This is a genomic window from Streptomyces sp. ITFR-16, from assembly GCF_031844705.1.
GTDB lineage: Bacteria > Actinomycetota > Actinomycetes > Streptomycetales > Streptomycetaceae > Streptomyces.
The window spans coordinates 52,695-74,231 of sequence record NZ_CP134609.1; the positions used below are offsets into that span (position 1 = coordinate 52,695).

The 21,537-nt window shown below is 70.7% G+C and carries 22 protein-coding genes and 1 pseudogene; 8 read left to right on the top strand and 15 right to left on the bottom strand.

The window, feature by feature from the left end:
* Positions 1 to 30: 30 nt before the first annotated feature.
* Positions 31 to 999 (bottom strand): alpha/beta hydrolase family protein, encoded by a 969-nt coding sequence (locus RLT58_RS00285; RefSeq protein WP_311308295.1) that lies wholly within the window; start codon positions 997 to 999, stop codon positions 31 to 33.
* A 641-nt stretch (positions 1,000 to 1,640) separates the two neighbouring features.
* Here RLT58_RS00285 and RLT58_RS00290 point away from each other — a divergent pair.
* Complete coding sequence (locus RLT58_RS00290) at positions 1,641 to 2,867, top strand: metallophosphoesterase (protein ID WP_311308296.1); 1,227 nt, start codon at positions 1,641 to 1,643, stop codon at positions 2,865 to 2,867.
* 114 nt (positions 2,868 to 2,981) lie between these two features.
* Here the strand turns inward: RLT58_RS00290 and RLT58_RS00295 are convergent.
* The 6 genes and pseudogenes from RLT58_RS00295 to RLT58_RS00320 all read right to left on the bottom strand — a co-directional run.
* Positions 2,982 to 3,233, bottom strand: a pseudogene (locus RLT58_RS00295) (restriction endonuclease); the annotation flags it as partial.
* 73 nt (positions 3,234 to 3,306) lie between these two features.
* Positions 3,307 to 3,573, bottom strand: coding sequence for an HNH endonuclease (locus RLT58_RS00300; RefSeq protein ID WP_311308297.1), 267 nt, complete (start codon positions 3,571 to 3,573; stop codon positions 3,307 to 3,309).
* Between the two features lie 68 nt (positions 3,574 to 3,641).
* Positions 3,642 to 4,163 (bottom strand): group II intron maturase-specific domain-containing protein, encoded by a 522-nt coding sequence (locus RLT58_RS00305; RefSeq protein WP_311308298.1) that lies wholly within the window; start codon positions 4,161 to 4,163, stop codon positions 3,642 to 3,644.
* 25 nt (positions 4,164 to 4,188) lie between these two features.
* A complete protein-coding gene (locus RLT58_RS00310; protein WP_311308299.1) occupies positions 4,189 to 4,731 on the bottom strand; it encodes a reverse transcriptase N-terminal domain-containing protein in 543 nt (180 codons plus the stop codon).
* A 521-nt stretch (positions 4,732 to 5,252) separates the two neighbouring features.
* Positions 5,253 to 5,822, bottom strand: a complete 570-nt coding sequence (locus RLT58_RS00315) for a restriction endonuclease (protein WP_311308300.1) — start codon at positions 5,820 to 5,822, stop codon at positions 5,253 to 5,255.
* A gap of 294 nt (positions 5,823 to 6,116) precedes the next feature.
* Complete coding sequence (locus RLT58_RS00320) at positions 6,117 to 6,809, bottom strand: TetR/AcrR family transcriptional regulator (protein WP_311308301.1); 693 nt, start codon at positions 6,807 to 6,809, stop codon at positions 6,117 to 6,119.
* A gap of 53 nt (positions 6,810 to 6,862) precedes the next feature.
* Between RLT58_RS00320 and RLT58_RS00325 the strand changes: the two genes are divergently transcribed.
* The 3 genes from RLT58_RS00325 to RLT58_RS00335 all read left to right on the top strand — a co-directional run bounded on the left by RLT58_RS00325 (position 6,863) and on the right by RLT58_RS00335 (position 9,528).
* Complete coding sequence (locus tag RLT58_RS00325) at positions 6,863 to 7,981, top strand: FAD-dependent oxidoreductase (RefSeq protein WP_311308302.1); 1,119 nt, start codon at positions 6,863 to 6,865, stop codon at positions 7,979 to 7,981.
* Positions 7,982 to 8,072: 91 nt separating this feature from the next.
* Entirely contained in the window at positions 8,073 to 8,744 is a 672-nt protein-coding gene (locus RLT58_RS00330) for a DNA alkylation repair protein (RefSeq protein WP_311308303.1), read from the top strand.
* A gap of 61 nt (positions 8,745 to 8,805) precedes the next feature.
* Complete coding sequence (locus RLT58_RS00335; protein ID WP_311308304.1) at positions 8,806 to 9,528, top strand: SMI1/KNR4 family protein; 723 nt, start codon at positions 8,806 to 8,808, stop codon at positions 9,526 to 9,528.
* A 114-nt stretch (positions 9,529 to 9,642) separates the two neighbouring features.
* Here RLT58_RS00335 and RLT58_RS00340 read toward each other — a convergent pair whose 3' ends face one another.
* Positions 9,643 to 11,145, bottom strand: a complete 1,503-nt coding sequence (locus RLT58_RS00340) for an MFS transporter (protein ID WP_311308305.1) — start codon at positions 11,143 to 11,145, stop codon at positions 9,643 to 9,645.
* A gap of 118 nt (positions 11,146 to 11,263) precedes the next feature.
* Between RLT58_RS00340 and RLT58_RS00345 the strand changes: the two genes are divergently transcribed.
* Positions 11,264 to 11,788, top strand: a complete 525-nt coding sequence (locus RLT58_RS00345) for a MarR family winged helix-turn-helix transcriptional regulator (RefSeq protein ID WP_311308306.1) — start codon at positions 11,264 to 11,266, stop codon at positions 11,786 to 11,788.
* 145 nt (positions 11,789 to 11,933) lie between these two features.
* Here RLT58_RS00345 and RLT58_RS00350 read toward each other — a convergent pair whose 3' ends face one another.
* Complete coding sequence (locus RLT58_RS00350; RefSeq protein WP_311308307.1) at positions 11,934 to 12,827, bottom strand: NADP-dependent oxidoreductase; 894 nt, start codon at positions 12,825 to 12,827, stop codon at positions 11,934 to 11,936.
* A 70-nt stretch (positions 12,828 to 12,897) separates the two neighbouring features.
* Between RLT58_RS00350 and RLT58_RS00355 the strand changes: the two genes are divergently transcribed.
* Positions 12,898 to 13,485: a TetR/AcrR family transcriptional regulator gene (locus RLT58_RS00355; protein WP_311308308.1), complete on the top strand. Its 588-nt coding sequence runs from the start codon at positions 12,898 to 12,900 to the stop codon at positions 13,483 to 13,485.
* A 161-nt stretch (positions 13,486 to 13,646) separates the two neighbouring features.
* Here the strand turns inward: RLT58_RS00355 and RLT58_RS00360 are convergent, their stop codons facing one another.
* Together RLT58_RS00360 and RLT58_RS00365 are read right to left on the bottom strand one after the other, a co-directional pair.
* Positions 13,647 to 14,507 (bottom strand): hypothetical protein, encoded by an 861-nt coding sequence (locus tag RLT58_RS00360; protein ID WP_311308309.1) that lies wholly within the window; start codon positions 14,505 to 14,507, stop codon positions 13,647 to 13,649.
* Positions 14,504 to 15,085: a TetR/AcrR family transcriptional regulator gene (locus RLT58_RS00365; protein WP_311308310.1), complete on the bottom strand. Its 582-nt coding sequence runs from the start codon at positions 15,083 to 15,085 to the stop codon at positions 14,504 to 14,506. Before RLT58_RS00365 ends, RLT58_RS00360 begins: the two co-directional genes overlap by 4 nt.
* A 111-nt stretch (positions 15,086 to 15,196) precedes the next feature.
* On the opposite strand from RLT58_RS00365, the gene RLT58_RS00370 reads away from it, so the two are divergent.
* Positions 15,197 to 16,207, top strand: coding sequence for an NADP-dependent oxidoreductase (locus tag RLT58_RS00370; RefSeq protein WP_311308311.1), 1,011 nt, complete (start codon positions 15,197 to 15,199; stop codon positions 16,205 to 16,207).
* A 31-nt stretch (positions 16,208 to 16,238) separates the two neighbouring features.
* Here RLT58_RS00370 and RLT58_RS00375 read toward each other — a convergent pair whose 3' ends face one another.
* Positions 16,239 to 17,354, bottom strand: a complete 1,116-nt coding sequence (locus tag RLT58_RS00375; RefSeq protein WP_311308312.1) for a pyridoxamine 5'-phosphate oxidase family protein — start codon at positions 17,352 to 17,354, stop codon at positions 16,239 to 16,241.
* Between the two features lie 212 nt (positions 17,355 to 17,566).
* On the opposite strand from RLT58_RS00375, the gene RLT58_RS00380 reads away from it, so the two are divergent.
* Positions 17,567 to 18,193 (top strand): TetR/AcrR family transcriptional regulator, encoded by a 627-nt coding sequence (locus tag RLT58_RS00380; RefSeq protein ID WP_311308313.1) that lies wholly within the window; start codon positions 17,567 to 17,569, stop codon positions 18,191 to 18,193.
* A 13-nt stretch (positions 18,194 to 18,206) separates the two neighbouring features.
* Here the strand turns inward: RLT58_RS00380 and RLT58_RS00385 are convergent, their stop codons facing one another.
* From RLT58_RS00385 to RLT58_RS00395, 3 genes are all read right to left on the bottom strand, one after another.
* A complete protein-coding gene (locus tag RLT58_RS00385; RefSeq protein ID WP_311308314.1) occupies positions 18,207 to 18,872 on the bottom strand; it encodes an O-methyltransferase in 666 nt (221 codons plus the stop codon).
* 114 nt (positions 18,873 to 18,986) lie between these two features.
* Complete coding sequence (locus RLT58_RS00390; protein WP_311308315.1) at positions 18,987 to 19,880, bottom strand: SDR family oxidoreductase; 894 nt, start codon at positions 19,878 to 19,880, stop codon at positions 18,987 to 18,989.
* 107 nt (positions 19,881 to 19,987) lie between these two features.
* Positions 19,988 to 21,481: an MFS transporter gene (locus RLT58_RS00395; RefSeq protein WP_311308316.1), complete on the bottom strand. Its 1,494-nt coding sequence runs from the start codon at positions 21,479 to 21,481 to the stop codon at positions 19,988 to 19,990.
* Positions 21,482 to 21,537: the final 56 nt, after the last annotated feature.

Genomic DNA, 21,537 nt, shown 5'->3' on the forward strand with positions numbered 1-21,537 from the left:
TTGCCCAGCCCTCGGGTGGGGTCTCGGCGACTACTTGGATGCGACGCTGCCGTAGGCGTCGGGGCCTGTGGTGAGTGCGTCCTGGGCCTTCTGCCAGGCGGTGTTCCCGGGGTCGAAGGCGGTACGGAGGTAGGCGGCGGTCAGTTCGGCGACGGCGGCGACCCGGTCGGGGCTCTCGTCCGTGGTCTCGACACTGTCGTGGCCCTGGATCCCGCCGAAGAGGTGTTCGCCGTCGAAGACGGTGAGCAGGGTCTTGGGCCCGGGGGCGAGGTGGTACGGGTCGGCGTGCCAGTCCGGGCCCGTGGTCGTCCAGTGCGGGGAGTCGTCCTTGTCGCCGGCGACGACCAGCGCGGGGGTGGTCATCGTGGTGAGGTTCATGGTGCGAAAGACCGGCACCTGGTCGGCCATGAACCCGTCGAAGGCGTCTGCGCCCCGGCCGGTCGCGCCGATCAGCACGCCCTGCGTGATCCGGGGTTCGAGGAGGCTGACCTCTTCGTCGGTGTCGGGGTCGATGATCCGGGCGCCGAGGAGGAGTTCGGCGGTGAAGCCGCCGAGGGAGTGGCCGGCCACCGCGACTTTGGTGCGGTCGATGCGCCCGGCGAGCTGTGGGACGGCCTGCTCGATCTCGTCGAGCCGGTCGAGGACGGCGCTCATGTCCTCGGCACGCGAGCGCCAGAACAGCGGCGCCTCGGGCCTGTCGCCGACCAGGTTGCCCAGCCTGGGCGCGCTGAGGTGGTTCGGCTGGATCACGACGAACCCGCGCGCCGCCCATACCTTGGCGAGCGGCAGGTAACCGTCGAGCGAGGAGAGGCCGTAAGCCCCTCCGTGGCCGTGCGAGAGCAGAATGACCGGCAGGCCGGCACCGGTCATCGGCGCGGAGACCCGCACGTCGAGGTCCAGCGGGCGTCCGGGCACGGACAGCGTGACAGGGCTGACCGATATCACCGGCGGAGCGGTCGGATGCAGATAGGTGTCGGCGGTGGAGGTCCACTCGGCCATGGCGTGTCCCTTCTGAAGCCTCCGCGGCTGATCGCGGCGCGGAGGGCGGGTGGGAAAGGTGAGTGCGTTCGGGCTCGGCCGGGGCTGGACCCGACCAAGCGGAACGTTGCTCCACTTACGATACGGAACGACGCTCCGCATTGCAACCGGAGAGATGCATTCCGCCTCAGCGGCGGTCACAGGAGAGGGAGTCTGGCGCCCAGCAGCGCGCAGCGGTCCGGAGACATGCCGGTCACGGCCGAGTGGGCCGACGCGGTCCGCAACCGGGAGAAGCTGCTCACCGCCGCTGCGCAGGTGTTCGCGACATCCGGTGCTGATGCACCCCCGCAGGGCCGATGACGGCCACTTCGACGAGCGTCACAACCCCCGTCCGCATCCGTTCCCCCGAGCCCCGGGGCCGCCCCTTGTTCACTGCGGCCGTGGCCGCCCAGTGACCGGGCGGCCTGCTTCGGCTCGCCTCCGTGCGACCGGGTCCGGGTCGTAGACTGGGGCGACTATCCATGACCGTCGCCCGGACCAAGAACCCCGACGAGATCCTCGGCAAGGTCGCCATCTCTTGCCGGCGGCCTCCGGCTCGGGTCCCCGGGGCGACCGGGTCCAGTGCGCGCGCCGGGCAGACCGGCCATGTGAGGAGCGGAAGCGTGACCGACACCAGCGAAGCCCGATCTGCGGACGGTGCGGCGCATGCGGACGAGCAGAGTCGGCTGCGCCGTCTGATGCGGTTCATCCCCTTGATCGCACCCGTCCTGCTGTGGGCCGTGCCCTGCTGGGTGCTGCTGTACGCCGGCCAGGACTGGCCGCTTCCCGTGGCGGTGGGCGGCACCGCCGTGTTCGTCCTGGGTCTGGTCACCATGCCGCTCGCGATGGTGCGCGGCCACGGAAAGCGGCAGCAGGACGGGGCCGCGATCGTCGGAGACACCCTCCTGGGGGCCAGTTGGGTCCTGTTCACCTGGTCCGTTCTGCTCGGCGTCCTGCTGCGCCTCGCTCTGACCGTGGGTGGTGTGGGCGACGGGCAGACCCGGGCCCGGATCGTCACCTGGGCCGTTCTCGGCGTAGCCGCCGTGCTGCTGGTCTGGGGGTACGCCGAAGCCCGCCGGGTGCCCCGGGTGCGTCGGCTGGACGTACAACTTCCGCGCCTGGGAGCGGGGTTGGACGGGACGCGGGTCGCCCTCATCACCGATACGCACTACGGGCCCCTCGACCGCGCCCGCTGGTCGGCGCGGGTCTGCGAGAAGGTCAACACCCTGGACGCGGACCTGGTCTGCCACACCGGTGACATCGCGGACGGCACGGCCGAGCGCCGCCGTGCCCAGGCCGCTCCGCTCGGCACCGTACGGGCCACACGGGCCCGGGTCTATGTCACCGGAAACCACGAGTACTACAGCGAGGCCCAGGGCTGGGTCGACCTGATGGACGAGCTCGGCTGGGAGCCGCTGCGCAACCGCCATCTGCTGCTCGAACGCGGCGGCGACACCCTGGTGGTCGCCGGCGTCGATGACGTCACCGCCGAGTCCTCCGGCCTGGCCGGCCACCGCGCCCACCTGGCGGGAGCCCTGGACGGCGCCGACCCCGACCTGCCCGTCCTGCTCCTGGCCCACCAGCCCAAGTTCATCGACCGGGCCGCAGCGGGTGGGGTCGACCTCCAGCTCTCGGGCCACACCCACGGCGGCCAGATCTGGCCCTTCCATCACCTCGTCGGCATCGACCAGCCCGCTCTCGCCGGCCTCAGCCGCCATGGCAGCCGCACGCTTCTCTACACGAGCCGGGGCACGGGTTTCTGGGGTCCGCCCTTCCGCGTCTTCGCTCCCAGCGAGATCACCCTGCTCGTCCTCCGCTCCCCCGCCGCGCAGCCGCCGTCCGCTCCGTGACGGGCCCAGAAGGCGTGACGAGATCCCGTCCGGTCGCACGACCGGGCGGGATCTTCGTCGTTCAGGGGGCAGTAAGCAGCATGAGTCGCGCAGGAACGCCGGGCCCGCCCCGCGCTACCTGCCCGTGCGGGGTGCGGGGACCTTCGGCAGAAGCTCCCACAGGGGACGTCCGCCGCCGGCCCAGGCGGCGAGCGTCCGCCGGTCGGCCAGGTGCATCCGCAGTTGCGCGGCAAGTGGTGCGCAGCGGGTGGAGAAGCGTCCGTTGGTGACGACCAGGACGATGTCGGCGCCGTAAAGCTGGCGGGCGGTGCCGTTGACGCGCTGCAGATCGGGGGTGCCCACGGCTGAGCCGCGGTCGCCGTCCCTGTCGGGTAGGTCCGGCGCATCGCTGCGCCAGACCCCCCTCAGAACCGTGCGTGCGCCTCTCAACGCACACGGCTCAAGCGGGCTGCGAGGCCCGCGCAGTAGGTGCCCTACGGTCGCCACGGGCATGGAGTTCCCGATGGCAGTCTGCGTGAATCAGCTCCAGATTCGACCTGTCGTCTGCTCCTCCGTCACGGCGATACACGATATGATGCACGTGCAGTCGCTTTGACGAAGCCGAGAACCATTGGACCCACTCGCGTACATCCTGTGGTTCGAATTCGGCGCCCTCGATCAGGTCTAGTCCGCACCTTGGGCAAAGTCCCTTCTGCCGCACAGCCATCCCGATGTTTCGCCTTCTATCAGCATCGGGATGCTTGCGACCCCGGGATCGGCTGGCCCAGTATGCGGTCAGGCTCGGGTCGTCCTTGGAGGCCCGCCCCTTGACCAGCTTGTGCCGCACAATTCTGGTCCAACTGAATTTGATGAGATATGCACCGGTCTTAAGATCGCCGAACACCCATCTATCTCGCCTGTGGAGGTGTATTCACCCCAGTAATGGGCGATCCTCCACAGTCGTCCCTTGTTTCGATGCCTTCGCATGGCCCACAACCAGAGTCGCTGGAAAACATAAGAGTCCAGCGCCGCGAAGATGTTACTGGAGACGACCCCCCGGTAGTAGGTTGCCCATCCTCGGATGATCGGGTTGAGCTTGCCGATTAGAGCAATGGTCTCCCAACCATCCATGCTTCGGATGCGCTCCTTGAGCGTCCGGATGAGTCGCTTAACGGCATCTCGACTCGGCCGGATGATCACCTTGCCGTTACGCATACGCTGGATGTTGAACCCAAGGAAGTCGAATCCTTCACTGAGGTGGACCACGCGGGTTTTATCCTCATTGAAGGCAAGTCCCGCCCGGGGCGAAGCTGTCATGACGCCATCAGCACCATCCACACAGTCACTTCGGGGAAGCGCACGAAGCGGCTGGGAAGCCGTAGCTCCTCGCTTCGAAGCGAGCCTCCCATTCAGGTTCCAGGGCGTTCTTCGCCCTGGCCTGATGCACTCGATCCCTAATGACCGGGATTCCCAGGGGCCGCATTTTGCCGTTTGACTTCGGAATGTATACACGCTTGACGGATTTGGCTGCGAGACCAGTCTCGGATGCCAGCTCCTTGATTAGGCGCTGTCGCTCCGAGGGAGTAAGGGCGGTCTCGCCGTCGACGCCCGCCGTATTCTTTCCCTTGCTCGTCTGCGTCACTCGTCGCACACTCACGACGAGGTTCGAGTGTGAGCGCAGCATGAGCTTTTGAAGGTTCCGTACCTTCTTGAGGTCACCTTCTTGCGCGGCTCTAAAGATTCGCTGTCGAAGTCGCCTTACGTTCGCCTCGGATTTCGCCCATTCGGATATGGGTGGCCTGCCGATCACGCCCGAGGGTCCGTTCGCCGACTCTGGCGACAGTCGTACTGTCGTCGACATTCTGACCGCCGCTCCTTTCGGCATCTAACTTATACCTCGATACAGACTTCTCGCAGTTTGTCTTTTTCCGCCTACCTGATCCGCGTGGGCCCCCTTTTCGGGTTCAGGTATCTACCTGATATCCGCCGAGTTATAGCCGGGGCTGGAGGTAGCCATTCCCGGTCATTTCCTCTGGGCTTTCGCCGTGGCGGCATTCGCTTCTCGGATCATCCTTTCCCGCAAAGGGGTTAGGTCTTCGTTACCTCCGACTTACCGCAAATAGCGGACCTTTACGGGGTTTCACGTTCCGCACTATTCAGGTACGGCGCGGTTAGGACGCCCCCTCTGCACCGAGTCCCATGGTGATCTCGTGGTCGTTTCGTCGCCTTCCACGCACGTGGCGGTTCCCTCCGCCAGGACTTGCCATCGCGCTCGCTTAGTTCCTCGTCGGCGCGAAGTTGCATTAACGATGCGTTGCACCAGGGATTCACTTTCGTTCGTCCTTCCGGCCTTCCCCTTCGCCTGTTCCCCGCGACGAGACAGGGTCTTGGGCTTTTACATTCGGCTCAGGACGCCCCCGTTGCCAGAGATGCCCCCGAATGTGGGGATCGGCATTGATCACTTGCCGAAGGCGGAGCTTTCCTCCTTACTTTCCGCCCACTGAATAGTGCGACTTCGTGTCGCACGCGGTGTTTGCACTGGATGACCCAGGTGCGCCCGTGGGGGTCGGTGGCCAGGACGTCGGCTCCGTTGTCGCCGGCTCCGCCGATCTGCCGGGCGTCGGTGCATCCGTCGCGGCGCATCAGATCGCGGACGGCGTACTCGAAGTCGCGGTGGTGCAGGGCGTCCAGCTGCGGGAGCCCGTAGCGCAGCGCCTGCTGCCGCACGCGGTCCCAGGCCCGTCGCTGCCGGTAGCGGTGGGCCCACCAGACTCCGCCCACCGCCGCGACGGCGCCGAGGAGGATCAGGACCCACCAGTTGTTCACCAGCCACGAGATGACGGCCCATGCCACGGCGGCGGTCAGGGCGCAGGCGGCGAGCAGCGGCACCGGGGTTTCGCCCTGCCGCCGCCTACGGGTGCGGTAGGTACGGCGACGGGGTGCGGGGCGGCGTCGTTGCGGGCGGCGCGTGGCCATCAAAGGGCTCCGGGTGGTTCAGGTGCTGACGTCGCTTACGTGTGTGGTGAGTTGGACGGGGATGTCGGTGTGTTCGCCGACGGGGTCGGCGCGACGGCCTCGGCCGGGCGAGCGCGAGGACTCCGCGACCTGTCTACCCCCGGCCGAGGCACCGTGGCACCTGGTCGCACGACGTTGACGCAAAGCGGCCGGTTGCCCCGCAGTACTCGGCCGTACGACGGCCACCGCACGCACATCCGGTTCGATACCGGTGCCCCGGAGTGCGGCAACCCGTGAGCCGTCCGGAGCCGGACCTCACTGCGGCGACGATGTGAGTCGGGTCGCCACGGCGTCCAGGACCCAGTCCAGGCCGGTGTCGAAGGCGGTCTCGGCGTCCAGGTCCGTGCCGTCGTACACGGCCTTGGACAGCGCCGGGAAGCGGCCCGTGGCCAGCATCTTCGTCAGATGGGGGCCGGAGGCGCGCTGCCAGTCGTGCTTGGACAGGCCCGTCGCGCGCTCGGCCCTCAGGTTCGCGATCTCGCGCCTGATCGCGCCGGTGAAGTAGGCGCTGACGGTCTCCACGGCACGCATGACGGTGTCGATGTCGGCGAGGCCGTCGAGGGCGGACAGCGTGGCCTCGGCCACGGCCGCGCCGTTCGGGCCGAGCGCCGGGCGGCCGCCGAGGAGGTCGGCCAGCCACTCGTGGCGGAGCGCGGTCCGCCGGGTGCGGTGGGCCAGGGTGCGGAGGGCATCGCGCCAGCCGCCGGGCTGCTCCTCCGGGAGGATTTCGGCCTGGACCTCGTCCATCATGAGGTCGAACAGCTGCTCCTTGGTGGCGATGTATCCGTACAGCCGCATCGGGCCCGCGTTCAGCCGGGCGGCGACCTTGCGCAACGACACCGCCGCCAGGCCGCCTTCGTCGGCCAGGGCGATGGCGGCGGCGACGATGCGCTCCCGGTCGAGCGGTACGGGGCGCGCCGGCGGCTCCGGCCGGTCCCACACAGTCATGGTCATTCCGTCCTGTTGCCATGCGTCGGAAGCGGGAAATACAGTGTATCGGCATGAGACATCGTATCGCTGTAGTCGGCGCCGGCCCCGGCGGCCTGACCTTCGCGCGCGTCCTTCGCCGTCATGGTCACCCCGTCACCGTCCTGGAACGCGATCCCTCCCCTGCCGCCCGTCCCCCGGGCGGCACGCTGGACCTGCACGAGGGGATGGGTCAGCTCGCGCTGGACAAGGCGGGGCTGCTGGCGGAGTTTCGGGCGCTGGCCCGCCCCGAGGGGCAGGCCATGCGCATTCTGGACGCGGCGGGGAACGTGCTGCGCGACTGGCGGCCCCGGCCGGACGACCGGGCCCATCCCGAGATCGACCGCGGGCAACTCCGTGACCTGCTGCTCGATTCTGTCGATGTCCAGTGGGGGCGGGGCGTCACCCGGGTGGTGCCGGAAGGGCCGGACGGCGTACAGGTCCACTTCACGGACGGGCGGCGGGAGACGTTCGACCTCGTCGTCGGTGCGGACGGTGCCCGGTCGCGGACCCGGCCGGCCCTCTCGTCCGCGACGCCGCACTACACGGGCGTCACCTACGTCGAGACCTCGCTGGACGACGTCGACACCCGGCACCCCGACCTCGCCCGGTTGATCGGCGACGGGTCGGTGGCGGCGTACGGCGTGAACCGGGCACTCGTCGCGCAGCGCAACAGCGGTGGTCACGTCAAGGTCTACGCCCAGTTCCGGGCTCCGCTGGACTGGCACGCCGGCCTGGACCTGGCCGATGCCGAGGCCGTGCGATCGAGTCTGCTGGCCCTGTTCGACGGCTGGGCCACGCCCGTCCTCGATCTCCTGCGCCACGGCGTCGCGTTCGTCCACCGCCCCCTCTGCGTACTGCCCGTCTCCCATACGTGGTCCCACGTACCCGGCGTGACGCTGCTCGGCGACGCCGCCCATCTGATGCCTCCGCTGGGGGCGGGTGCGAACCTCGCGATGCTGGAAGGCGCCGAGCTCGCCGAGTCCCTCGCCACGGGGCCCGGGGATCCGGACGGGGTCGTCCGCGCCTTCGAGGAACAGATGTGGGCGCGGGCCGGCAGGTGGGCGAAGATCACGGCGGCCGGTCTGGAACGCCTGGTGAGCCCCGACCCCGCCGAAGCCCTCGCCCTCTTCGATCAAGTCCAGCCGTCCTGACCACGGAGAGCGGGAGCACGGCGTCGTCCCGGCCGGTCACAGGTAGGTTCGTCTCACCGGAGGTCGAGTCGCGGAGCGGACGGAGGCCGAGATGGCCGGGACGACGGTGGACGAGGTGATGGCCGAGCTGGCCGCTCCCGAGGACCCGAAGGCACGCGCCGTGAACGAACGGCACGGCGATGACCACGGTGTGAACCTCGGCAGACTGCGGGCGCTCGCGAAGCGGCTGAGGACACAGCAGGAACTCGCTGTTCAGCTCTGGGACACAGGTGACACCGCGGCGAGACTCCTGGCGCTCCTGGTCTGCCGCCCGAAGGCGTTCGGGCGGGCCGAGCTGGACGCCATGGTGCGCGACGCGCGCTCCCCCAAGGTGCACGACTGGCTCGTGAACTACGTGGTGAAGAAGAGCCCGCACGCCGAAGAGCTGCGCCTTGCCTGGACCGCCGATCCGGATCCCGTGGTGGCGAGTGCCGGCTGGGCGCTGACCACCGAACGCGTGGCGAAGAAGCCCGACGGACTGGACCTCGCCGGGCTGCTCGACACCATCGAGACCGGGATGAAGGACGCCCCGGACCGTCTGCAGTGGGCGATGAATCACTGCCTGGCACAGATCGGGATCGAGCACGCCGAACACCGGGCCCGTGCCGTCGCCATCGGTGAGCGACTGGAAGTGCTCAAGGACTACCCGACTTCCGCGGGCTGCACCTCTCCGTTCGCACCTGTCTGGATCGCCGAGATGGTGCGCCGCCGGGGTGGCGAGTAGGACCCTGACGGCGCGTCGGGGTGCGAAGAGGGCTGGTGAGCGGGGCCTATATCGTCCTGGCATGACACAAGAGTTCGATCTTGCCGCGTCGCTCGCGAAGGGCGTCGAAGACCGCAGGGGTGCGTGGGCCTTCGTCCAGGGCTTCGCCGCCCACTGGGCCGGCGCCGCCCTGGAGCACGAGGACGGGTGGACGGAAGCCGATCTCGACGCCGCCGAGAAGCGGCTCGGGCACCGGCTGCCGGCCGCCTTGCGTGAGGCGTATCTGCTGTTCGGGCGCCGGCGGGATCTCACCAGCAACCACGATGTGCTGCTCGGTCCCGCGGAGTTGTACGTCGATGACGCCGGGGAGGCCCTGGTCTTCCGTCACGAGAACCAGGGAGCCGCCTCTTGGGGCGTACGCCTCGACGACCTCCGGGGTGACGATCCTGCGGTGTTCGTCCGGCTCGACCTCGCCGACAAGAGCGCCGAGCGCTGGGAGGCCTGGCTGGAGCGTCTTTCGCTCTGCTTCGTCGAGATCGTCCTGTCGGAATCCCTGCAGGCCGACGAGGAGCTGTGCGACTACCTGGACGTGGAGGACGACAGCCTCGAACCGCTGGAGGCGCACGCGGTGCGACTGCCGTTCCCGGCCTGTCCCCCCGGCGAGGAGACGCGGTGGTTCCTGGGCCGGGACGTCCTTCTGCGCGATGACGACGGCGCGGCCGTCCTCGCCCGTGGCCGGAGCGCCCAGGACCTCGACCGCATGCGTGATCTGATCCCGGGTGACTGGCTGAACGACAGTCGCTGAGCACGGGGCGGGGTTCCACCGTCCGGGCTCCGAGCGACTGGACATCGCGCCGCCCCACGGGGGCGCGGGCGTCGGTCCGCGCGGCGCGGCGTCGTGCGCGCCCCCTCCGGGCTCTCAGGCGGTGAGGTGCTGCTTGGTGGTGGAGTCGCCGGACGCGGCCTCGGGGCTGATGCCGTGTTGGTCCTCCTCGGGGCGGCCCTTCCTCGACAGGAGGAAGGTGATGGCGAGGAAGGCCAGCAGCAGGCAGGCCTGGACGATCAGGGCGCGGTGGAAGCCGCCGGTGAAGTCACCGGTCTCGGCCCGGGCGAAGAACACCGAGCCGAAGACCGCGACGCCGATGGAGCCGCCCACGGCCTGGACCGCCGACAGGACGCCGGAGGCCGAGCCGATCTCGTTGTCGTCCACCGCGGCCAGGATGAAGCTGAACAGGGCGGCGATCACCATGCCGGCGCCGATGCCCGCCACCGTCACGCCGGGAGCGATGTCCCGGATCGAGAAGGACGCGGGGTCGAGGGCGTCGAGTTCGAACCAGAGCAGGGCCGCGCCCGCCAGCTGGACCAGTGGGCCGATCTGGAGCACTTTGCGGCCGATCCTGTCCGCGAGGAACGCGCCGCTGACCGCCCCGCCGATCGCGGTTCCCACGGCGAGCGGCAGGTTGCCGAGTCCGGCGTCACCGGCGGTGAAGTGCCGGCCGATCTGGAGGTAGAGCGTCAGCACGAGCTGCGTGCCGATCAGCCCGCCGAAGAACAGGGCGATGCCGCCGAGCCCGACGGTGAAGGCGGGCTTGCGCAGCAGGCCGGGGGTCACCAGCGGCTCGCGTCCGGCGGCCGCCGTTCGGCGCTGATGCACGGCGAACAGGCAGAAGCCGACCGCCGAGGCGCCCATGCACAGCCATGTCCACAGGGGCCAGCCGTCCTCCTGCCCCTGGTTCAGCGGGAGTACGAGCAGGGCGCAGGCCGCCACGACCAGGGCCGCGCCGACCAGGTCGACGCGTACCGTGCGGTCGCCCGGCTTCCTGGGCACGAACTTCGCGGCGACGATCAGTGCGGTGGCTCCGATGGGCAGATTGACCAGGAACACCGAGCGCCAGCCCAGGCCGAAGAAGTCGCCCTCGATGAGGAAGCCGCCCAGGACCGGGCCGATGATGCCGCCCAGGCCGAGGACGGGGCCGAAGATCGCGAAGACCTTGGTGAGTTCCGGACCGCTGAAGTTCTCGCGCAGCAGCCCCAGACCCTGCGGGAGCAGCATCGCCCCTGCGGTGCCCTGCAGCAGGCGGAAGGCGATCAGCGACTCGATGTTCGGTGCGCCCGCGCACAGCAGTGAGCTCACGGTGAAGGCCGTCAGGCCGATGAGGAACATCCGGCGCCGCCCGTAGCGGTCACCGAGCCGGCCGCCCAGGACGAGTCCGGCGCCGAGGGTCAGGGCGTAGCCGCCGATCACCCACTGGAGCCCGACGGAGCCGGCGCCGAGGGAGTCCTCCAGCGCGGGTCCGGCGACGTTGACGATCGAGGCGTCCAGGAGATCCATGATCTCGGCGACGATCATCACCACCAGGATGAGCCACCGCCGGCGCTGGGGCTCGGTGGTCTCGTCGGGGGTGAGGGACGGGTCGCGCATATTCAATACCTCCATGGTGAAGTAATTCCACGGTGAAGGTAAAGTTGATGACGGTAGGTTGTCAAAGCGGGTCTCCGGCGGGGACCACGCGGGAGAAGAGAAGGGTGGAGGGGCCTCCATGGAGGAAGCGATGCGCGACGGCGTCGGGGCGCAGCGTGAGCGGCTGATGGAGTCGCTGCGGATCTACGGCGGCCACTACGCCGAGCTCAGCCGGCGTTTCGCCGCCTGGCTGGGTCTGCACTCCACCGACGCGGCCGCCGTACTGGAGATCGCCGCCGCCGAGGAGCGGGGGGCCCCGCTGTCACCGGCGCGGCTGAGCGAGCGGGTCTCCCTCTCCACCGGCGCGACCACCGCGCTCCTGAACCGCCTCGAAGCGGCGGGGCACATCACGCGCACCCGCGAGCACTCCGACCGGCGCGTCATCACCCTGCGCAGCGGCGGGCACATCCAGGAGCGGGCGGACGAGTTCTTCGGCCCGCTCGCCGTCCGGCTCGACGCCGCGATGTCGCACTACCCGCCGCAGCTGCTGGAGCAGATCGAGTCGTTCATGACCCATCTCAACTCCACGATGGACACCCATCTCGCGGAGCGGGACCCTGCGGCGCCGCACTCCCCCGCCGGCCCCGGCGACCGGACCCCCTAGCCGCGAGCCCGGTACGCAGGAGGCGGGCCTGTTCCTTCACGACGGCGGTCGGGTGGCCGCTCACGATCGCGAGGGGGGCACTCGCCCTCGGCTCGGCCGAGCCGGCGCCGACCGGCACGGCCGCGCGGGGATCGGTCCGATCGGTTCAGAGGACCATGACGCGGCGGCCTCGCGCGTGGCCCGCCTGGCTGTCGGCGTGCGCCGCCGCGGCCTCGGCCAGCGTGTACGACTTCTCGACCGGGATGTGGAGCCGGCCCCGCGCGATGAGGTCGGCGGCCTCGGCGAGCGCGTCCGGCACACTTCCGGCCACGCCGGAGAACCGGACGCCGTGCTCCGGCGCGGCCAGGTCGGCGATGGAGATCACCTTCCGGGGATCTCCGGTCAGTCCGACGAGTTCGGGGACGACCCCCGAACCGGCCAGGTCGAGGGCCGCGTCGACAGGGCCGAGCCGTCGTACGCGGTCGACCCAGCCCTCCCCGTACGTCGTGGCGGCGGCACCCAGGCTCCGCAGGTAGTCCTGGTTCGCGGCACCGGCCGTACCGATGACCGCGATGCCCCGGTCACGGGCGATCTGCAGCACCGCCGATCCGACTCCCCCGGATGCGCCGCTGACCAGCAGCGTCTGCCCGGGCCGCACACCGACCTCGCGGATGACGCGCAGCGCGGTCTCCACCACCGAGGGGTATCCGGCGGCCTCTTCGAACGTCAGCCCTTCGGGCATGCGAGCCCAGGCGGAGAGCACGGCGAACTCGGCGTACGTACTGGAGCCCTCGCCGAACACACGGTCCCCGATCTCGACCCCTTCCACGCCCTCGCCGATCTCGTCCACCACCCCTGCGGCGTCGAGCCCGACCCCCGAGGGCAACCGGGTCGGATGGGCCCCGAGGACCTGGCCTTCACGGACCCTCCAGTCGACGGGGTTCACCCCCGCCGCCCGTACGGCGATACGTATCCGGCCCGGGCCGGTCCGGGGCTTCTCGGTGTCTATGAGGCGCAGGACGTCAGGGCCGCCGAACTCGGCGAAGCTCACTTTCTTCATGCCGCCGACCGTAGCACTAACGGTTAGCGTTTCGAACCCGTTCCATGTTCGCTGCTGATAGCGTGAGCGCATGACCGTGCCGACCGGACGCCGCGAGCGCAAGAAGGCCGCGACCCGCCAGAAGATCGCCGACACCGCCCTGCGGCTGTTCCTGGAACGCGGGTACGACGCGGTGGGCATCCGCGACGTGGCCACCGAAGCCGATGTCGCCGTCACCACGCTCTTCTCCCACTTCCCCTCGAAGGAAGCGCTGGTCTTCGAACAGGACGACGACTTCGGGCGCCGTCTCACGGGCGCGGTCACCGACCGGTCCCCCGACGCGCCGCTCGTCCCCGCTCTGCGCCGCGAGATCCTGGCGCTGGTGCGTCATTGCACGGCCGACAGCTCCGCCGAGATCTGGGCGATGATCGACACCTCGCCCGCCCTGCGGAAGTACGAGGAGTCGATGCGGCTGCGCCACGCGGAGAGCCTGGCGGCGGCCATCGCCGCCGACCCCGGACTGCCCCTGACCGCCACGGCGGGCCGGGCGATCGCGAGGTTCGCGATCGACGCCTACTCACTGGCCCGGGAGGCGGCCAATCCGGAAGCCGCGGTGGACGAGATCTTCCGGATGATCGAGGCGGCCTGGGAGGTCGCCCAACCTGCCCGACGCGGGTGAAGAGGCCGCGCTCTCCGGATGACAGCCCCCTCGGCTTCGGCCCCGGCTGCGTACTCGACGGCATCCAGGGGCTCGTCGAGCGCGCCGGGCGTGCCGAGTAGCGCTGGCCGGCCGTGCGCCGGTGCCGCGTGACTGCTCCACGCGCAGGCCCCGTGCGAGGTCTACGGCCGAGGCAGCGTGAACGCGTACGCGCGTGGGGCGGCGCAGCCCTGGCAGGTGCCGGCGAACCGGGAGAGGAGACGGCCGCCGGACTCGGAGAGCGTGTTGCGCCAGAGGCAGCGCAACTCTCCGCATGCGCACGGCCGTCGGGCGACGTCCACGAAGGCGCCGACGTTGGTGTCGTGGCCGTCCTCGGCCACCGGTTGCGGGACGGCTCCGCCGTCGGCGACGTCCGGCGGGCCGTACGGTGTCTGGCCCCGGCCGGCGCATTCCACGCACACGCCGGGGCCGGCGTTGTTCCCGGCGCACCAGCATCGCCCGTAGCCACCGCTGCCGCCGCTGTAGGGCCTGCCCTCGCAGAGCATGCACACGCCCCAGCCGTAGCAGTCGTCGCACAGCACGCCCGTGGCCGTGCTGCGCGTGAAGGGCGGCCGGCCCAGCTGCCGTTCGGTGTACACGACCGGTGTCCAGCCGGTGAGGGTCAGGAGCCCGGACCCGCCGCCCTCGTAGACCTCGACCTCGAAATCCTCGCGCCGGACTGTCGCCCGCCCCTCCTCGGAGTGGCCGAAGGACCGCTGGTGCGCGTTCCAGCCGGCGGCCGTGAAGGCTTTCAGGACGTCGGCGAATGCGGGCGAGGCAGAGCGGTCGTCCCAGCTCATGCCGATGAGGAACAGGAAGCGGTGACCGACCGGGGCGGGGTCGCGCAGCCGTACCGGGTCGGTCCACTCACGCGCCACCACCGGGCCGCGGTCCGGACACAGTCCGGAGGCGATCTCCAGCAGCTGCCCCTTGAGCCACACCGCGCTCTCGGGGACGGCAGGCGCACCCAGGCGGTTCCCTTCGCCGGCCGAGCCGGTCGTCATCGCGGATCCGCTCCCTCCGTGTTGCCATGCCCCGTGCCCGTCAGAATCGCACCGGCGACGACCCCGAAGAGGCGGTCGGCGCGGGAGGCGAGCGCGGGCTGATCCCCGAGCCAGGCGAGCATGGCCACCAGCGCGAACAGATCGGCGCCGTCGATGTCCCTCCGCGCCGCCCCCTCGGCCTGGGCGCGGGCGAGGAGGCGGGCACCGGCCGCACGCAGGGTGACGCACGAGGCGTGGAGTGCGGACTCGGTGTCCTCGATGGCGGCCGCCATCAGCGTCGTCACACCCCGGTACTCGGTGGTCCACGCGACGAAGTCGCGCAGCCACTCGGCGAGGGCATCCCGGGGCGATCCGAGGGATTCGAGTGCGGCAGCCTGTGCCGCCAGCTCGTCGAAGCCGGTACGGAGCAGGGCGTCGAGCAGCGCCTCGCGCGTCGGGAAGTGGCGCAGCAGCGTCGCGAGCCCGACGTCGGCGCGGCGCGCGATGTCGCGCAGCGACACGTCGACGCCCTGCTCGGTGACGGCGGTGCCCGCCACTGCGAGCAGGTGGTCGCGGTTCTTCCTGGCGTCGGCGCGCATGTGTCCCCTTGACTATCCGGATCAGTGGTCCATATATTCGAACCACTGATCCGTTTATCCGGATCGTTGATCCGGATAAGTCTATCCGCGCTGCGGGCAAGGGGAGAAGCAATGCCGACGGAAACAATGCGGGCGGTCCGGCTCCATGAGCACGGTGGCCCTGAAGTCCTGCGTACCGACAAGGTTCCGGTTCCTGTACCCGGGCCGGGCGAGGTGCTCGTCCGTGTGCACGCGGTCGGCATCAACCCGCCCGACTGGTATCTGCGCGACGGGATGTCCAACCTGCCTCCGGAGACGAGGCCGGCCTTCCGCCTGCCGGTGATCCCCGGGACGGACATGTCGGGCGTGGTCGTGGCCGTCGCCCCGGATGTGAACGGCTTCTCCGTCGGCGACGAAGTCTTCGGCCTCCTCCGCTTCCCCAGCTTCGAGGGCAGCGCCTATGCCGAGTACGTGGCCGCGCGCGCGTCGGACCTCGCGCTCAAACCGGCCGGCATCGATCATGTGCACGCCGCCGGGGCGCCCATGGCCGGCCTGACGGCCTGGCAGTTCCTGATCGAGCTCGGGCACGACCACCCGTCGCCCTTCCAGGCGGCGAAGCACCGTCCGGTGCCGCTCGGCCCCGGCGTGACCGTGCTCGTCAACGGTGCCGGGGGCGGTGTGGGGCACCTCGCGCTGCAACTGGCGAAATGGAAGGGCGCACGGGTGATCGCGGTGGCGTCGGGCGCACACGAGGAGTTCCTGAACCAGCTGGGCGCCGACGAGTTCATCGACTACACCAAGGGGCGTCCCGAGGACCTCGTACACGACGTGGACCTCGTTCTCGACACCGTCGGCGGCCCGGGCAGCAGGCGCCTGCTGCACACCCTCAAGCGCGGCGGCTCCCAATTCCCCGTGTTCTTCGCCGAATTCGACGACGAGGAGATCGCGAAGCTGGGCGTCACCGTCACGGCCACCCAGGTCCGTTCGAGCGGTGCGCAGCTCGCCGAACTGGGCCGGCTGCTGGACACGGGCACGGTCCGGGTGGCGATCGACAGTACGTTTGCGCTCGCCGATGCCCGCGCGGCGCACGAACGGGCCGCCCAGGGGCACATCCAGGGCAAGATCGTCCTCACGGTGGCTTAGGGGCCCGCGCCGGCAGGGGCAGCGAGAGCAGTCATCTGCGCGGGATGTGGTCGTAGCCCTCCTTGCGCAGTCCCGTGCGGTAGGCGCGGTTCATCACGCGTCGTATCAGCCGGTTCAGGCCGGGGACGGCCGCGATCGCCTGGAGCAGCCGGGCGGGTGCGCCGCCTCGGCCGTCGGCCTGTTCGGGGGCCAGGTGCCGTCCTGCAACGGCGATCATGTCCGGCCCCGCGTCCCGGCCGGGCTCTGCCCGGGGCGTCCACATCCCGGAGCGGGAGACCGCGTCGTTGGCCGCCACCTCGGCGTCCTCGACGTCGATGAGGAGCGCGAGGTGCGGTGGCCGCCCGCGCAGCGCCATCGTCTCCAGCAGTGCGGGGTCGTCGGTGATCGACGCGCGTCCGCCGATGTGCAGCACCTCGCCGCGGCCGGGGACCAGGGCGGCCAGCGAGAGCCGGTCGTCCTGGAGCAGGTTGTGGAGGGTGTCGGCGCGCCTGTTCCCCTTGCGGTCGGGGATGACGAGCGTACGGCCGTCGGCGACCCGCGCCACCGTGAGGTGGTCCCCGCGGGGGCTGGTGTCGCTCCCGCCGTCGGAGTCCCAGGTGGACAGGGCCAGGAAGGGGGCGGCGGCCAGGAACTCCGCGACGCCGGGCCGGTGCAGCGGCCCCTCGCCCGTGCCGCTGCCCGTAGCGGGCTCAGGCGGGTCGCAGGGCCGCCACAGTCCCGAACGCAGCACGGACTGGGCGCAGTGCACGTAGGCCTCCTTGACGTCGACGGTCACCCGGGCGCCCTTGCGGGAGGCCACCGAGCCGTTGACCCGGAGGGTCTCCCCGACGCCCGGGAGGAGGAAGAAGAGGGAGACCGCGCCGTGCGGGGTGCCGCCCCCAGGCAGGCCGAACGAGAACCGCCCGGGCGAGTGGACCCGGGTGAAGCCCGGTGCGCCGCCGATGAAGGTCGTCCTGCCGGTGCCGTCGGCGTCCCGGTAGCCGAGGGCCGCGACGGGGCTGTGGGCCAGGACCGACCGGCAGCCTTCGTCCAGGGTGGCGATCTGCTTGCGCAGGACGATCGGCGCCGGCCGTCCGACCGTCGCCTCGATCTCGTCGACCGTCGTCAGGCGGTGCGGGTCGCTCGTCCGGTCCGCCGGTTCCCTCACCACTCCTCCTGCCCGGAGCCGCCCGGGGTGACGCCGGTGAACCCGCAGGCCTCCGGCGTGGTCGTCGTGCGGGGCTCCGGCAGGCGCGCCATCGGGGTCACAGCGCGCCACCCGGAGCGATCGTGGCAATGTTTCCGCAGCTCATGGCACTATTGTGAACAAAAGCTCAGCTCTTTGACTACTCGCTTTCCGTGCCATGAGGAGCGCCCCCGATGCCGTCGGCCGATCGTCGTCTTCAGCCACGTCGCAAGCCCCGCCAAGTACGCGCCGAGCTCACCCGTGAGCGCATCCTGACCGCCGCTGCTCACGTTTTCGCGGAGTACGGCTACGCCGCCGGCACCACCAATCGCATCGCGGAGCGCGCCCGCATCTCCATCGGCTCGCTCTACCAGTACTTCCCGAACAAGGACGCCATCCTGGCCGAGCTGGTGGTGCGGCACATCGACCGCGGCGCCTGGCAGGACACCGACCGGCTCGACCTCTCCCCCGGCACGCTGAGGACGGTCGTGCGTGCCCTGGTGCGCGATGCGATCGACCACCACCGCGACGACCCGCAACTGCTGCGGATCATGATCGAGAAGGCGGCGTTCTCGAAGGACGTGGTCGACACGATCGACCGGCACGGCCGGCAGCGCGTCGCCCAGGTGCACGACGTCCTCGCCCGGCATCCCGACGTACGTGTGCGCGACCTCGGCCTCGCCGCCGAACTGATCGTGACCACCGTGGAGATGAACACGCACAAGCTCATGGCCGATCCGCGCACCACCTCCGTCGAGCGGTTCGAGGACGAGCTGGTGGACCTGGTGACCCGCTACCTGCTCGGCGATCAGCAGCCGTAGCCGAAGCGGTTCGTCAGAGACGGCAGCTGATCTCGAGGCCGTCCTCCACGGGGAAGGTGACGCTGTGGTAGCCGTTGGCGGTGTCGCGTACGTGGTCGAGGTACCGGGCCAGGCCGGGGAGGTCGACGTCGTCGGCGACGACGAGGGTGCCGGGGGCGATGTGGGGTTCCAGCAGCCGCAGGACGGGCAGGCAGAGGTCCTTCCACCCGTCCAGGAACAGGAAGTCGACCGGCCGGCCCAGTGCGGCGAGTGTCCGCAGGGCGTCCCCCTCCAGCACGGTGATCACGTCGTCGAGGCCGGTGTCGGCGAAGGTCGCGCGGGCGGCGGCCGCCTTGGTGCGATTCATCTCCGTGGTGATGACCCGGCCCGTGCCGTTGTCGCGCACGGCCGAGGCGAGATGCAGGGTGGAGATGCCGTATGAGGTGCCGAACTCGACGACGGTGGCGGGCCCGGTGGCGCGGACGAGGTTGTACAGGAGCTTGCCGCCGTCGGCGGAGATCGGCATGTAGACGTCCTGTGCCGCGTCGGCCTGCTCCTGTGCGGTCAGCGCGTCCGGGTCGTACGGCTGGACGTCCGCCATGCGTGCCACGGTCTGGCCGTCACGGCCGGCGGCTTCGAACATGCGGGTCAGCGCTGCTGCGACACGGGGTTCTGCGAGGGTGTACGGGTGCGTGGGCATGGTGGGCCGGCTCCTTCGGGATGATTTTCGCGGGGAGTTGGTGGTGGGAGGGCGACCGCAGCGGGCCGCCCTCGGGTGTGGCAGCGGGGCGCCCTCCGGTGTGGCGGCGGGGCGTCAGGCGGTGTACGCGCCTGCGGCGATGTCCGCGAGCAGGCCCGGGCCGGTGGGCTCCCAGGCGAGGAGTTCCCTCGTCAGGTCGCTGGACGCGGTCATGGTCGAGGCGAAGAAGCGGCCGACGAAGCCGAAATGGGCTCCGGCGTCCTGCGGGTCGATGGAGACGACCGGCAGGCCGAGGGCGTCTCCGATCGCTTCCGCGATCGCCCTGGTGGTGACGCTCTCCTCGGCGACGACGTGCAGGCGGGACCCCGCGGGTGCCTGCTCCATGCCGAGGCGGACGAGGCGGGCCGCGTCGTCGCGGTGCACCGCCGCCCAGGAGGCGGAGCCGTCTGCGATGTAGCCGGAGACTCCCTGCTTGCGGGCGACGGCGGTGAGGAAGTCGACGAACCCCCAGTCGCCCCGGCCGTGCACGCTCGGCGCGAACCTGGTGATCACGGTCCGCACGCCTTGGGCCACATGGTCCAGGGCGAGATTCTCGCTGCCGCCCCGGTTGGAGTCGGGGCCGACGGCCGGTGACACGTCGTCCTCGGTGGCGGGCCGGCCCTCGACGAGGCCGGAGAGCGGTGCGGCGACGACGAACGGGCGGCCGGTGCCGGCCAGGGCGTCGCCGAGGATCTGGACCGCGGCGCGTTCGGAGCGGTCGGACTCGGCGGGGTTGCCCCAGTCGTGCTTGTTGGCCAGGTGGATGACCGCGTCCGCCCGGGCGGCGCCTCGGCGGAGCGAGTCGAGGTCGTCCAGGTCGCCCCGGAGGACGCCTGCGCCCTTGGCGGTGAGAGCCTGCTCGGACCGGTCGGACCGGGCCAGGCCGGTGACCTCGTGGCCGGAGGTGAGGAGTTCATCGACGACGGCGGATCCGATCCAGCCGGTGGCTCCGGTGACAAATGCACGCATGAGTATGGCCTCCTTCGCCCCGAACGGGGCGTGTGGATGGTGGTGTTCGAGGATTTCCGGGTCGCAGGGCACAAGGGCCCCGAGTCGGGTGGTGGGTGGCCCCGCCGCTACTGCGGGGTGGTGCGCCGGGCGCGGCAGGCGCCGGCGACGACGGGGGCTCCTGCGAGGAGCACGACGAGGGCGGCGGCGCGCAGCGCGGTGTCGGCGCCGTGGGTGAACGCGTCGGTGATGGCGGTGTGGTCCGCCGGGGCGAGCGTGAGCGCTTCCTTCACCGTGCGCGGGAGTGGTGTGTGGCGGCCGAGGTCGGCCGGCAGGTGGTGGGTGAACCCGGCGGTGAGGATGGTTCCAACGACGGCCACGCCCAGGGCGCTGCCCAGTTCGCGGGTCGCGGACTGGAGCCCTCCGGCGATGCCCGCCCGCTCGACGGGCAGGGCGGAGGCGATCTGGGCGGTCAGGCAGGGCGCGGCCAGCATGATGCCGAGTCCGATGACGACCAGTCCGGCCGCGTACACGGGGTAGGCCATGGTCGAGGCGTACGAGAGGCCGAGCAGGCCGCCGCTGGTGAGCAGGAAGGCTGCGGAGAGGGTCGCGGGGACGCCGATGCGGCCGATGAGCGCGGGGACGTAGCGGGTGCCCACCAGGAGCGGCACGGTCAGCGGGATGATCCCGAGCCCCGCCTGGAGGACGGTGAAGCCCCGGCCGTACTGCAGGAGTGAGGCGTTGACGTAGAAGAGTCCGAAGTTCCCGAAGAAGACGAGGGTCATGCCGAGGGCGGCGCTGCTGAGTGCCGGATTGCGGAACAGCCGGGGGTCGAGCATGGGGTGGGGGACGCGCAGTTCTACGCGCACCCACCACGCGCCCAGCAGGATGCCGCAGGCGAAGGCGGTGAGGACGAGCGTGCCGGCCCAGCCCTGTTCGGGTCCTTCGATGATGCCGATGAGCAGGGCCACGACGGCGGCCACGAACAGCAGTGTGCCGGGCAGGTCGAGGGTGCGCTCGTGGCGGGCGCTGCGCGGCGCGGACCGCGCCGCCCAGGCCAGGCAGCAGGCCGCGACGAGGGCGACCGCCGCGAACAGGGCGCGCCAGGAGCCCGCGCTCAGCACCGCTCCCCCGCCGACGTTGCCGACGACGCCGCCGATGCCGGTGGCCGCCGCCCAGATGGCCAGTGCGTGCGGGCGCCGGGCGGGAGCGGTGGCGTGCAGGAGGATGCCGACGCAGTTGGGCAGGACGCAGGCCGCGCCGAGGCCCGTGACGGCGCGTCCGATCAGCATGATCGGCACGTTCGGTGCCAGAGCCGACACGACGGCGCCGCCCGCGAATATGCCGAGTCCCGCGAGCAGGACGCCCTTGCGTCCGAGCTTGTCGCCGGCGGCGCCGGCGGGGATGACCAGGCAGGCGAAGATCACGACATAGGCGTCGACGATCCACAGCAGGTCCGACGAGGTCGGCCGCAGAGAACTCGCGGCCAGCTGCGGCACCGCGAGGTTGATCGCCGCGACGAACCCGACGACCAGGGCGGTGCACACGCTCATGCAGGCGAGCACCGGGCCGGACCGCTGCGTCGGTGCCGGGCGCACGGCGACTTCCGGTAGGGGAGCCATTGCTCTCGATTCCTTCAGGGGGGCGGGACGTGGAGCACGGCCGGGCGGTACCGGCG